This is a genomic window from Grimontia sp. AD028 (assembly GCF_000973155.1).
Lineage (GTDB): Bacteria > Pseudomonadota > Gammaproteobacteria > Enterobacterales > Vibrionaceae > Enterovibrio > Enterovibrio indicus.
In genome coordinates this window covers 13,171-27,047 of the sequence record NZ_LASY01000055.1, presented here as the reverse complement: position 1 = coordinate 27,047, position 13,877 = coordinate 13,171, and the positions used below count along the sequence as shown (strand labels likewise).

11 protein-coding genes are annotated in these 13,877 nt (G+C 50.1%); all 11 read right to left on the bottom strand.

Going from position 1 to position 13,877, the window contains the following annotated elements; genetic code table 11:
• Positions 1-3: 3 nt before the first annotated feature.
• Positions 4-3,879: a YhdP family protein gene (locus RN22_RS12920; protein WP_046304870.1), complete on the bottom strand. Its 3,876-nt coding sequence runs from the start codon at positions 3,877-3,879 to the stop codon at positions 4-6.
• 17 nt (positions 3,880-3,896) lie between these two features.
• Positions 3,897-5,366 carry a ribonuclease G gene (rng, locus tag RN22_RS12915; RefSeq protein WP_002537282.1) on the bottom strand — a complete coding sequence of 490 codons (1,470 nt, stop codon included), beginning with the start codon at positions 5,364-5,366 and terminating at the stop codon, positions 3,897-3,899.
• Positions 5,363-5,950: a nucleoside triphosphate pyrophosphatase gene (locus RN22_RS12910; protein WP_046304868.1), complete on the bottom strand. Its 588-nt coding sequence runs from the start codon at positions 5,948-5,950 to the stop codon at positions 5,363-5,365. The genes rng and RN22_RS12910 overlap by 4 nt, the downstream gene beginning before the upstream one ends.
• A gap of 12 nt (positions 5,951-5,962) precedes the next feature.
• On the bottom strand, positions 5,963-6,451 hold the full coding sequence (gene mreD, locus RN22_RS12905) for a rod shape-determining protein MreD (protein WP_039849728.1): 489 nt from the start codon (positions 6,449-6,451) through the stop codon (positions 5,963-5,965).
• On the bottom strand, positions 6,444-7,367 hold the full coding sequence (mreC, locus tag RN22_RS12900; protein WP_046304865.1) for a rod shape-determining protein MreC: 924 nt from the start codon (positions 7,365-7,367) through the stop codon (positions 6,444-6,446). Before mreC ends, mreD begins: the two co-directional genes overlap by 8 nt.
• A gap of 32 nt (positions 7,368-7,399) precedes the next feature.
• The gene (gene mreB, locus RN22_RS12895) at positions 7,400-8,443 is read right to left on the bottom strand and encodes a rod shape-determining protein MreB (RefSeq protein ID WP_002537278.1); all 1,044 of its coding nucleotides are present in this window, start codon (positions 8,441-8,443) and stop codon (positions 7,400-7,402) included.
• Positions 8,444-8,559: 116 nt separating this feature from the next.
• Positions 8,560-11,652, bottom strand: coding sequence for a DUF6701 domain-containing protein (locus RN22_RS12890; protein WP_052737541.1), 3,093 nt, complete (start codon positions 11,650-11,652; stop codon positions 8,560-8,562).
• Entirely contained in the window at positions 11,652-12,083 is a 432-nt protein-coding gene (locus RN22_RS12885; RefSeq protein ID WP_046304864.1) for a hypothetical protein, read from the bottom strand. Before RN22_RS12885 ends, RN22_RS12890 begins: the two co-directional genes overlap by 1 nt.
• A complete protein-coding gene (locus tag RN22_RS12880) occupies positions 12,073-12,819 on the bottom strand; it encodes a prepilin-type N-terminal cleavage/methylation domain-containing protein (RefSeq protein ID WP_046304862.1) in 747 nt (248 codons plus the stop codon). Before RN22_RS12880 ends, RN22_RS12885 begins: the two co-directional genes overlap by 11 nt.
• Positions 12,819-13,424: a prepilin-type N-terminal cleavage/methylation domain-containing protein gene (locus RN22_RS12875; RefSeq protein WP_046304860.1), complete on the bottom strand. Its 606-nt coding sequence runs from the start codon at positions 13,422-13,424 to the stop codon at positions 12,819-12,821. The genes RN22_RS12880 and RN22_RS12875 overlap by 1 nt, the downstream gene beginning before the upstream one ends.
• Positions 13,411-13,872: a type II secretion system protein gene (locus tag RN22_RS12870; protein ID WP_046304857.1), complete on the bottom strand. Its 462-nt coding sequence runs from the start codon at positions 13,870-13,872 to the stop codon at positions 13,411-13,413. The genes RN22_RS12875 and RN22_RS12870 overlap by 14 nt, the downstream gene beginning before the upstream one ends.
• Between the last annotated feature and the right edge of the window lie 5 nt (positions 13,873-13,877).

Here is a 13,877-nt window from a genome sequence, read left to right as displayed (position 1 = left end):
TACTCATTGCTCCTTCTGCTGTTCCCGCAAGCGCTTGGTGGCCTGCTCAGGTAACGTCACTTCGCCTGTACTACGCGAAACTTCCCTGACGACGGGATCATCAATGGCCCCGGTTACCTGATATCGAACCTGTGTGAACGCGTCTACGACTGGCGAAAGCACTGTGGTGACTGCCAATACATAGAGTGCGGTTTGAGGGGTGACAGCAAATGCGGTTAAAACCGGAATCCCGGAGGTCAAATCAGGCACGAATCTGACGTCCGCATTAACCTGATTTTTCGCAAGATTTGCTATCCCTCTAATAAACATATCACCTGCGAGCGCATTCATCTGGATATTATCCGTGACAATCACCCCGTTAGTGATTGAGGCACTGCCGCTGATCTCATCAAAAGCAAGACCATCCTCAAACACGCCGGTGAAGTCGAGCTGCATTTTCCGCAAGATAGAATCCAGGCTAAACAGACCAAGCAAACGCCCTGCGCCCCCAACACCACTGATATATCCGTTCTCGATTTTGGTTTCGAGCACGCCATTCAGGGTTTCAACATTCACAGACCAAGGCGCACCATCGAAGCTAAGCTCACCCGAGGTTTTCACCGTTGCGTCCTGAATACCGCCAGTCACGGCAAAGCGCCCCATGAGATCGCTGCTGTTTTTCGCTGATACATCAAAGGTAAGTTCAGAATGGTTAAACCCTTTATTCGAGATAGACCAATCACCATTGGCACGAATCCGGGTGCCACCACTGTCGATGGCAAACTTCGGCATGGTGATGGTTTGACCGCGCTTAAGCAGCTGGGTTTCCACTTTGCCGACGCGGTATCCCTGCAGCCAGAGCTCTTTCACTGTCAAATCGGTTGAAGGGATATAATGCATCAGAGCACGGTCGACATCATTGGCTAACCGGGTACCTTTGCGTTCACCCTCTTCTTCCGGCTTCTCTTTGTCCAGGTCGATATTGAGGAATAAGTGCTCGATAGAGACAGTGAGGAATTTATCTTCATCCCACCATGCGTCACCCGCCAACTCTTCACTGCCTACCAAAACATGAAAGCCATCGCTTTTCTTACGTGCCGCCATCGAGAAGTTATTGAACACCAACTCTCCCGCCTTCACCTGTTCGGCTTTGACGTTAAGTCGTGAAGGATTGGGCAAAACAACAGGGAACGAGCCCTTCGATTCACGATGCGCCGCTTCGGCTTTTGCCACCACATCTTTCCATGCATGGAGATCCAGAACAGGCACATCAATACTGACCGCATTCCCCGTCAGTGGCTGCAGAGAAAGTTCCCCATCACCAATCACAGTGCGGCTTTTGGTCACAACGGGCAGCTCGCCGCTGATATCAATATTGGCCTGGTACTTCACGTTTGGCAGCTCTACCTGTCCAACCAGACTTTGTGCATCGCCAGAGGCTTTCATGCTCCCCTGGCCTTTGATGAAAGAAGGCTTATCCAGTGGAGACGGCAAGTTGAAATCTAAGGTCGTCAGATCGGCATCTAACTTCACGTCATAGGTAAAGCCGACATCTTTCAGTGCAATACCAACATTCAGATCCCAAGCAGATTTCCCTTCAATAAAGGACATATCTGGCTGATCCAACGCGGCCTTCAGCTTGTCTGCTTCCCAGTTACCATCAATATCAATGTTAACCAGATAGTTATCAGACTCTGTTTCACCTTTAAACCCGATATTGATGGGCTGCTTCAATAAGTTAGCTTTGAGCTTTTTCGCCCACACCACATCATTATCAAATTTGATGGTGCCGCTGACTTTCTCAAACGTCATTTCAGGGCTGACAATAGAGACCTTGCTGTTTTTCAGCGATGCCTGACCCTTTGCCAACACATCATCCCCGTTGAGTGGAATGTTCAGTGAAATCTTTCCATTCACCTTTCCCTCGACCTGGACATGGGTCAGTGCAGCACCGACAGAATCGACAAGCGGTGTTGCCAGCATATAGTCACGAAGATCAGCCCCACTTGAGGCGATATTGGCGTCAATCAAGAGCACACTGTTGTCTTCGCTGAAAGAGGGGATTTCCCCTTTCAAACCGTAACCGCGGGCCCCCATCAGTCCGACATTGGACGCATCAAGATACAGAGCATCATTTTGGAACAGCAGATCCAGTTCCAAATCTGTCAGCGTCGGCCACTGGGTATCAAAGCTGAACTGCCCGTTTTTGAGCGGCACATAAGCCTGAAAAATACCTTGATGCTCGAGGTACGGGAAGGTTTCAAAGTCGCCATACCACACCAGCTTGGCGTGATCAGCCTGCCCTCCACGAATCGCCGCAGAAAGATAGTCGGTAAGCTCTTCATCGAGTGCCAAAGCGGGTAGATACCGCCATGTCTGGCCGGCATTGTTCAGACTGGCTTCAGCATAGAACGCAAGCCAGGAGCTGCGGTCATCAAACGGGATATCCAGACGGAACTCGCCCACCACATCCAGATGAGGCGAGCGCACAGCCACGCTGTCAGACCAGATAGTCACGCTATCTTCATGCATCTGCCAGTAGCCGACCACATTACCCTGTTCAATGTTGAGCGGTGCCTGAAAGAAGTCTCCATACGGCAGGATGTCGTCAGTCATTGCCAGCGTGACCTTGCCGTTTTGACCCACACCCGCCACAGTCAAATCCAGTTTGTGCACTTCCGGCAAGTAGGTCCAATGCTTAAAGCCAACGTTTTTCAAGACTGCAGAGTAGTGAACCTCACCGCCTTTTTGTTGCTCAATACGAATATCCTGCGCCATGCCTTTCGGCGCCAATTCATTGATGGCGTTTTCCACCCCTTTGGGCAGCGCGACCAACTCTCGAAGGGGGAGCAACAACTGCACGTCAAAGTAGCCAAGGTTCACCCGCCAAGCGTCATCGTTGATATCCGCTCGCAGGTTCGGCTCTGGCCAGAGTTTGCCATCGGTTTTAATCGCGAAGTTATCAGTGGCGATATGCCAGCCATCGCCGGATTGCTCGACCAGAAGCTGTCCGCGCTGAATATTGACCGATTGCGTACTACTGCCCTGGCTTTGTAGTACTGGAGCATTCGGGAACCACGCGATATCACTGTTATTCACACTGATAAGTGCAGAACGGGCTTCGCCTTTTTCTACTGTCAGCCACGCTTCGCCGCCGACTTTAGCCGTCGCCAGCGACACATCTGGGTTAACGAATTTGCTGATCCAGCTTTTCAGCGAGACATCATCCGCCTTAACGTAAAACTCACCATCGAGTGAGCCCAGCCCATTGTTTTCAGTAAACACCCCTTGAACATCAAGCTTATTGAGTGATGTCCCCTGAACACTCACCACACCTTGAACATGGTGAGTCCCTGCGCGGTTGTCCCAAAGCAGAGAGTTAATATCAATGGTTTTACGCTCGTCAGACGGCGACAGCAGGGTCACTTTGGCGTCGTGAATAGCAAACTGACCCAGCCCGACCAGAAACAGACGCTCCAGCTGAGATTTCAGACTCTCATTACTTTTGTTGTCCCGCTCCGGAAGCTGAGTGAGATCGACGTTAAGCCCGGTGATCGTCACATTGGAAAACGTCGGCTCCCGGCGCTGTAACGTCGCCCAGAGATCGAACTGCATGTCGATGCTTTCAGCCGTCAGAATTTCCAGATGGGAAGTTTCAGTAGAAAGTGTCAGATCGTGCAAAGACAAAGAAGGCACCAGATAACGCCAGTGCCCTTTGAAGGTAGAAAAGTCGATGGTAAAGCCAGAGGTATCACTTGCCCAACGCTGTATCGGCGCTTTAGCCGCATCCAAGTTGGGCAATACAACACGCATGGCCGCGGTAAATACCGCAGCACACACCAGTAAAACAACGAGTAGCCATTTCACCGTCACTGCTAAGCGTTGAGCAAATTTCGCCATGAAAAGAACGGTCTCGCTTACATCATCACTACATCAAACTGCTCTTGGGTATACAGCGGCTCTACATGCACTTTTACTTGTTTACCAATGAAGACTTCAAGCTCCGCTACTGCGTGTGATTCTTCACCTTCCAGCGCTTCGCCCACAGACGGTGACGCATACACCACAAACTTGTCGGCATCATACGCACGGTTCACCCGGGTAATTTCGCGTAAAATTTCGTAGCAAACCGTTTCCACCGTCTTCACTGAACCACGACCTTCGCAAGTTGGACATTGGCCACACAATACGTGCTCAATGCTTTCGCGCGTGCGCTTACGGGTCATCTCCACCAAACCAAGTTGAGTGAAGCCATTGATATTGGTTTTCACACGATCTTTCGACAACGCCTGCTCAAGTGACTGCAATACACGCTGGCGGTGTTCTTCCGAGCTCATATCGATAAAGTCGATGATGATAATGCCGCCGAGGTTACGAAGACGAAGTTGTCGCGCAATGGCACGGGTCGCTTCGGTGTTGGTGTTGAAGATGGTCTCTTCAAGGTTACGTCGACCCACAAACGCGCCGGTGTTGATATCTACCGTGGTCATGGCTTCGGTTTGGTCGATGATGAGGTAGCCACCGGATTTCAGTTCTACTTTGCGATCAAGCGAGCGCTGAATTTCGTTCTCGGTGTCATACATATCGAAAATTGGCTGCTCGCCGGTATAGAGCTCAAGCTTGTCAGACAATTCTGGCACAAACTCTTCCGTAAACTCGCGAAGTGCTTCCATCGCCGTACGGGAATCGACACGGATAATGTTGAGCTCAGTACCAACGAAGTCACGCAAAATACGCTGAGCCAAACCCAACTCACCATAAAGCATCGACTTGGAAGGACGCTTGGCACGACGCTCCAGCACCTTGTTCCAAAGACGTTTTAGAAAAGCCGCATCCTGAGCCATTTCCTGATCCGATGCGCCTTCTGCCGCGGTGCGGATAATAAAGCCGCCTAGGTCATCACAGTAGTCAGACACGATATTCTTCAGGCGCTCGCGCTCTTCTTCACTTTCAATGCGCTGAGACACGCCCACATGCGCTGCGCCTGGCATAAACACCAAGTAGCGGGAAGGTAAGGTGATGTCCGTAGTCAGGCGCGCGCCTTTGGTACCCAGCGGGTCTTTCACCACCTGCACCACAATATCCTGCCCCTGGCGAACCAGCTCAGAAATATCGCGTACCTGAAATTGCTGCTTTTCGTTTTCAGCCACACATTCAGTGTGAGGAACAATGTCAGAGGCGTGCAGGAATGCTGCTTTATCAAGACCAATATCGACGAAAGCCGCCTGCATACCTGGCAGTACGCGGCTCACTTTGCCTTTGTAGATGTTGCCAACAATGCCGCGCTTCGCTTCGCGCTCAATATGCACTTCCTGCAGATTACCCGCCTCAATCATGGCGACACGGGTTTCTGAAGGCGTCACGTTAATCAATAACTCTGCGTTCATAGGTTTTTACCGCTTAATTTTTGGAATTCTTTTAACAGAGTATCTGTTTCGTAAAGTGGCAGACCCACCACAGCGTGATAACTGCCGTCAATTCGGGTCACGAACCGACCGCCAAGCCCCTGAATCGCATAGCTTCCTGCTTTGTCGCAAGGTTCGCCGCTATGCCAGTAGGTTTCGATTTCTTCGTCACTCAGGGGTTTAAACCATACATTAGTTGTGACCAGTGTGGTCAGGGAATGGTTCCGATCTGCCAGCGTCACTGCCGTCATCACCTGATGTTGGCGATCAGACAACTGGCGCAGCATAGCGCGCGACGCATCAAGATCTGCGGGCTTTTCCAATACCTTGCCGTCACAAACAACGATGGTGTCTGAGCCCAGCACTGGCAGGTCGACAGGCGCGACATTGACGCCGGCTTTTGCCTTATCGAGGGATAAACGGCGGACATAGTCCGCCGCTTGTTCATGAGGCTGGCGCTGTTCTTCAACGTCAACACGTAAAATCTCAAACTGGACAGAGAGTTGTTCCAGCAGCGCCTTTCTTCGAGGTGAGGCAGACGCGAGATAAAGTTGAAGATCTGCCATGGTTTCTCCAGATTACTTAATCGAAAACTGACGGCGTACCCGTCGCAGCAGCAAAAACAGCCAAGGCCACAATAAGAAGTTAAGCAGACCCGCCCATAGCTGCGCCGGATCGAACTGGACATTGGACACCAAGTACTCCGCCCAAAACTCTAGCACTTTTCCTGCCAAGGTCAGCAAAGACAAGAGTGCAGCCTGTTGCCAGAGTGACATATTCCGCAGCATCTGGAAGTTCAGTGCGACGATATAAACCAGCACTGACATCATCAAGCCGCGCACACCGAGTGTAGAGCCCAGCATTAAATCCCAGAGTAAACCAACCACCAGCGCCGTACCGACATTCACGCGGTGCGGCAATGCCAACACCCAATAAAACGCCACCAGCAACACCCAAGACGGGCGGAATGGTGCAAGCTCACCCGGCCACGGCGCGGCCTGAAGGATCAATGCGATAATAAACGATAGCCAGATAAGCGCACGGCCACGCATGCTTGAATTAGCCATTGCTTACCTCTTCGGTTTGTTCTTCTGCCGTTGATGGTTGGGCATCTTCACTTGCAGGTGTTTGCCCTTCCTCTTCAACCACTTCTTGTTTCTCAACGTCAGTTGGCCACACCAGCAATAGGTATCTCAAACGGTCAAACTGCACTTCTGGCTTAGCGTCCACCTGTGCAAATGGGCGTTTGTTGTCAAAAGAGAACGACGCAACTCTCGCCACCGGATAGCCTTCAGGGAAGACACCACCCAAGCCAGACGTGACCAGCATGTCGCCCGGTTCAATGTCCGTGCTGCTTGGAATGTTTTCCAGCTGGATATTGTCGTTGTCACCGCGACCTGAAGCGATAACACGAATATCGTTACGCACCACCTGAACTGGAATCGCATGGGTTGGGTCAGTGATAAGCAGTACACGGCTATTGTGAGCACCGACATAAGAAACTTGCCCTACGATGCCTCGCTCGTTAATCACCGGCTGGCCTTCGTAAACCCCGTTAGTACGCCCTTTATCAATCATCACCTGATGCTTGTAAGGGTCAGAGTCTACCGCCATTACTTCCGCTACCATCTTGCGTTCGTCACGCACAAACGGTGAACCCAGCAGCTCGCGAAGACGCTGATTTTCTTGCTCCAGTTGATCCAGGATCAACTGTCCGCTTCGCAGCAGTAGCACCTCTTCTTTGAGCTTGGTGTTATCAATCAACAGCTGTTGGTGCGAGGTGAACTGGCGGAAGACGTTATCGAGCAGATCACGCGGCACATTCGACGCGTATTGCAACGGAGCGACCAGCGAGTTCAGCAAATAACGGAAATTGGTGAAGGCACCCAAACGACTATCAGCCAGCATAAGGCTGGCTGATATTAAAAGAGCGAAGAACAGGCGTAATTGTAGCGATGGCCCACGGCCAAAAATTGGTTTCATTCAGTTACAACCTGTTTGTTGATGGAAGAAGATCAATCTTCGCTGAACAGATCGCCACCGTGCATGTCGATCATTTCCAGCGCTTTACCACCACCACGTGCAACACAGGTCAGCGGCTCTTCAGCAACAACAACCGGAATGCCGGTTTCTTCAGTCAGCAGACGGTCAAGGTCGCGAAGCAGCGCACCACCACCAGTCAGAACCATACCGCGCTCAGAGATGTCAGATGCCAGCTCTGGCGGACACTGTTCCAGTGCAACCATCACAGCAGACACGATACCTGTCAGCGGCTCTTGCAGCGCTTCCAGAATCTCGTTGGAATTCAGCGTAAAGCTACGTGGCACACCTTCTGCGAGGTTACGGCCGCGTACTTCGATTTCACGCACTTCATCACCTGGGTAAGCAGAGCCGATTTCGTGCTTAATGCGCTCAGCCGTTGCTTCACCAATCAAACTGCCGTAGTTACGACGCACATAGTTGATGATGGACTCGTCAAAGCGGTCACCACCGATACGTACTGAAGACGAGTAAACCACGCCATTCAGAGAGATAACCGCTACCTCAGTGGTACCACCACCGATATCGACCACCATAGAACCGGTCGCTTCAGACACTGGCAGACCTGCACCGATTGCCGCCGCCATTGGCTCGTCAATCAAATACACTTCACGCGCGCCTGCACCCAGTGCAGATTCACGGATAGCACGACGCTCAACTTGAGTAGAACCACAAGGAACTGCCACCAGCACGCGTGGGCTAGGACGCATAAAGCTGTGGTCGTGAACGGTTTTGATGAAGTGCTGCAGCATCTTCTCGGTCACGTAGAAGTCAGCGATAACGCCGTCTTTCATTGGACGAATGGCTGCGATGTTTCCTGGCGTACGGCCCAGCATTTGTTTTGCTTCATGACCGACTGCCGCGACGCTTTTTGGTGAGCCTGCACGATCTTGACGAATTGCGACAACAGAAGGTTCATCCAGAACGATCCCTTGCCCTTTTACATAGATGAGAGTGTTAGCTGTTCCCAGATCGATAGACAGATCGTTAGAGAACATGCCACGAAGTTTCTTAAACATAATCTTCGGTTAATCCTGCAAGCGTTAAAATTCTTCAAATTCCGCTAAATGTACCAACGCTGACGGGGCGCGGCAAGGTGATGATCTACAAACCTGAATGAGATCTGTCTTTTTTTTCATTCCCCTGTCAATGTGATGTTTTTTTCACCTTTATAGATGACACGATCACTTCCCCGGTAAAACCCAAAGGTTCCTATCGCGCTGGGATCATCATCAAATTGCGTACCCTGCCAATTATGTTGCAACCAGGTTTGTGGTGCCGCGCTGCCGATCGCCGTATCCAGCCTCTGCCAGTAACGGAACTGCTCCCGGTTTAAATTGCCATTTTGAGCCGGAGCCTTCACAACAAACTCGGAGCGGCCATTTTCGACAGTTTTCGTGTTGATGGTATTGCCTGCATCATCTTTCAGTGAAATCTGAGCCTGCTGATTCACATCGGGATTTGAGCTGAACAACACCTCTTTCTCTCCGATTGTGGTAGAGATCTGTGATGCGTTATCCCGGGTGTTGGTGACAAAGCGTTGACCATTAAACACTTCGACTACAACTGGCATGGTTTGTTCACGCGAAAGATCTTGGGTTTCAGTAAATCCTTCCATTCGCATCCGGCCAAACATAAATTCGCCTTGGGCGAACTCCGCGCCAGCGATAGAAGATCCCGCCTCTCCTGCAGGCTTAATCACTCTTATTTCACACCCGGCTTCATTTTGAACATCGCAAAACCTGAAATCGGTACCATCTATATCTGGCATACTCACACCAACAGCAAAATAAAGCGGTCTAAATGGGGCTTCTGGCGCACTGTCCTTATCAACCCGCATTCGAATATTCTGAGTAAGCGACAACTGACTTGTACCATCGTTGCCCGCTCTCCAATCCGTTTTAGAAGGACGCGTCCAACGTGAAGAGAGATCATCACCGGCAATAGGGTTGCTCGACACTGGCTTTATCACCCAGTCTTCAAAGACTGCTTTATATGCATCGCCAAACAGGTGATAATTCTTGACCGGCTTATTATCAGACGTCATTGCATAAACCGTGTATTGACCATCGAAAGGCTGATTGAGGTAGGTAAAACCTTCACCACCACTGTCTTCACTGGCAGTGATAGCAGAAGTCAAACTGCCAGAAACAGAGAAGTGGGAGGGGTAGAAACGACCAACGGGTCTTTCCCCTGGATTCACTGTCATATCGAGGTAATTTGCTGCCAGCTTTGAACGAACTCCAAATGCGCCGACTTCATCAACTGAGACATCTACAAATCGATAACGAACATTGTTTACATCACCCGCATTATTCGTTTCTGTATGCGTCAGAGGAACAATGCCAGTTATAGCCGCATTACTTCCGTTGGCTGGCGTGACGATATAGGCAGTTTCATCCAGTGTCACTGTGGCGGCAGGCGCATTTTGATGCCAAAAGCTCGGTGTTGTAGCTCGCCCACAGAAATTTGGTTTGAGCGGAACGACGCCGCCATTAGTCAGTGCGGTTCCCGTCAAATCTCCGCTTTGCCATAAGACAGGTTTCAATGTGGCGGTAAATGGGTTTCCAGCTTTGACAAAAGCCTTCTGGCTCGACACATCTGAGAGTGAAGGTAAGCTGCCGCATACAGCAAAAGTATATGGGCGCGCATGCAAAGAGATGTCCCCATTCAATTGCCTGCTTTCAACACCATTCGAATCATCTTCAACTTCAGTGGCGCTATTGCTGCTGGCAACACTTGCACTTTGGACTTCAGAGACGGGAATAGAGAGCACACCCGCATCCGAATAATTTAAGGTCAGTGCATCTTTGGCTACGCCTTTGGAAAACTCCACTACGATGGTTTGCACACCGACAGTTTCATTTACCGATGGCTTATGTGGGGCACCTGATGAGGTGTAGTTGGGTTGCTGATAGTTCGCATTCCCAATACTCAGTTGTTTTGTCCCCTGATATTCAGGGATAGGTGTTGGGTCACAATCACCATACACTGCTTCAATTGATAGCTTCTCTGGTTTACCTGCCACCATTTTTAATGGCGAAGGAGAGAAGCGGAATCCACCGGCAGTGAAAGTGTAATTGCCCTGCTCGGATTTGAGTTCTCCAGTTTCACTTGAGGTGAAAGTAGCTTCTGCGTTGACGGTGCCAATGGCTTTGTTTTGGAGCCAAAGCGTGCGTTTACCACCGGATAACTCAACCTCTCTGTTGGGCCCCAAGCACAGGTCTTCAGGTGACTTCTTCCAACAAGCTGCGGGTGACCCTGAAGCTCTGACAGATAATGTTCCTGAGATCTCAGTTTGTAGTACATCTTTATCGTTATTCACTTCAAATGTAACTGGAACTGATGAGCAAGCATTTGCCTTGCTACTAAGGGGGTTTATGGCCAGTTTGTACTGTCTATCAATACATTGACTATTGCCAACAATCTTTGAGTAACCCCTTAGAAAGATTTTATTTGCAGTCACCGCGCCCGTTATCAACGTTCCTTCAGAGCCGTCAGCATTATTGCCATCAAGGTAAATGTCACCTCGGCTAAAAAGTAATGCGTTCAGAACAGTATTATTTGTTAGATGAAGAGCATCCCACTCTCCTTTATTCAAAAAGTGCCCCAAAAGCAGCAGATCATCCGGGGTCCCTAAATTATTAAACCTAGAGCCGCCATATATTCTCAACTGCCTAAAATGAACAATTACCGATTTCCCATCTTCTATCGTTATAGTTGAGGGTGTTGGAATATTGGGATCATCTGCATAGGAAATGTTAAGTTGGAGAGTATCAATCCAGTATTCGCCCTCCTTAAAAGTAATATCCACGCCGTTTAGTTCAAGTAACTTGTACTTTGCAGGTGTAAGAACCCCCCCTGGAGCAACCTCATCGATATTTGATTTGAGAATCGTTAGTTTTTCGGTACCTTCTTGAAACTCCGGTAGAGGTTGAGGAATAACAATAAGCTCCTTATTAGCGACACACTTCTTCTCAACGCCCTCATATTCACATGATTTATCCGAAAGCTGCGTTCCGTCTGTCACATTGATCCCTACGAAGCCTAATTCATGGTCTTTAGAACCCGAAACCTGTGCATTTTCGTTCATCCAAAGCGTGCCACTAAGATTGTTATAGGTCTGTACGGGGCGAGGGAAAATATCGCAATACTGATCAAACTCGAAAGCTTGTGAAGAGCCAAGCAATGTGAAAAACAGAATAAGAGCTGGGATTATTTTAAGCACTAGATCCCCCTTGCCCAGCTTTCCTGAACCCTAACAACCTGATGCGCACTACTACCGCATTGCCCCTTGCTCTCAACGTGGTATTGCACAAACTCACCTACATCAATGGCTTCACAGGTCACTGAAACCGAACAGCCGCGAAGGCCAGCAGAACTAAAATTCGTCACAACAGGTGTCTCGCTGCACGTTGCTACAGGTAAGTTGTTGGCATCTTTGGCTAGCGGAAATAGCCTCGCCATCGCCATTTCAGTGCCGCTGTTAGCCGCAAGCCAGGCGCGGGCACCCAACACTTCACGGGTAGTGGTATCACTTTGTGAGGTGGTGATTTGCATCATCGCTGCACCAAGTGCCGCCAACGCAGTCATTGCGAAGACCGCAACGATGAGCATGCTGCCTTTTTGGCGTTTGGAAGATGTAGCTTTATGGTGCATTGAGAACCTGCACTTGTTGGTTGTAGACCGAAGACTCACCGGATTGGCGGAACTTGTAGGTGATATTGATTAGGTTACCGCTGGCTAAAGATGTGGTGCCCAAATTAAATCCGCTGCCGGCAGTAATGTTCATCGCCAAGGTTGTACTGTTCTGAGTGCCATTGTTGATACGACGTCGAAGCTCACCGTTTTCAAAGCAGAAATTGACCGAATTTTCGTAGATATAAAAACGACGGGAGGGTGACTCGGCAGGCCAAGGGTTAGCTGCAATTTTTGATGTAGTTATTGTATTGCCAGAAACGCCCGTGATCTGGTAGCTGTTATCTCCAGTCAAATCTGCAGGCGATGAAGGTAAGAACACAATGCGATGATTCCCATCATTTATCTTGTTTTGCCAATGGGTATCTTTGGTTGAAAGCACGGCATCAAGTGTATTTACTCCCTCCACCAACTGATGGTAGGTGCCTGTATAGCGAATCGGTGTAAACACCATACATTCTCCACCAGCATAAACAGCAAGGCTGTTTGGCACCGCATGTCGCAGCTCTCTACCTACGCGCTCAACCGCAAAACGGGCTTCAGATTGCAAGGCTTCACGGTTTCGTGATTCCACATAGCCCGATGCACTGGACTCGATAAAGCCAAAGATACCCACCGAAACAATCGCAAGAATCGTCAAGGTGACGATTAGCTCGACCAGCGTAAATCCGCGGGGTCTGCGGGTGAACAAAGCCATCAGAAGTTACTCCGATAGGCCGTGAAGTCATATCGGCCAAAACTGCCGGTATCGACGTACAGGTCGATGCGTTTGTAGAGTCTGGCGTTGTTGGTGCTGTCAGCAAAAGTGCTGCTGTCGTACTCGACATTGATATCGACAGTGAAGCCTTTGTAATCGGACGCAGAGCCTCCAACCAAAGCGCTCAAATCGCCTCTGTGGGTTCGAGTGCAGGCCGAGCTTCCTCCCCAGCACCCGATATAGTCTTCGACAGCAACAAAGCCCGTCCCTGCTGAAAGTGGAGAAGAGCAGGTTTGAATAGGATTCGGGGCAACAATACCCTGCGCTAAAACCGCATCAGCATCTTCATCACAACGCCAGCGGCTGCCGTTAGGGTCGGATTCTTTATCAAACTGACGTGCCAGGATCTCATTCATCACTGCTTGTCCTAACGCCGCCGCGCGGGCTTCGTAATGCGGATTGGCAGATTTGGCGAACATAGGGAAAAGGGTGGTACTGAGTAGCACCATGGCAACGCCAAATACGACGATGCCAATCACTAATTCCACCAGCGTGTAGCCACGCTGATGGTTTGGAATTCGATAAATTTTTTCAGCTGCAGGCATGGAAATAGCCCTCGCTGTTTAAGCAAATGCTGGCTTCTGTACCGCCTTGGGAGAAGGTGAACTCGCACCGTTCAGAAGTGCAAAGGCGGCTGCCTACTGCATTTACCGGACGTCCCAGCAAATCAAAATAAATCGTTTGAACAGGTGAAATTCGCACCTTTGAGTCGGACAAATTCACCACATCACTGCGGTTATCACCAAAACCACAGATTGAGTTGCTACTGCCCCCCATTCGGGAGGCAGCAACATACAAGGCATTGCAGGCAGAAGACGGCGTCTCCTGCTGCATCGCCCTGAGCTGGACTTGTCTGGCAACAGACAAGCCCGTATCCCGCGCACTGGTCACTGAAAAAGCTTCAGTTCCCGACAGGCGCGGTGCGGCAAACACACTAATAATGCCGAGGATCACCAAAACGGTGACTAGCTCGATTAGAGTGAAGCCTCTCATTTATC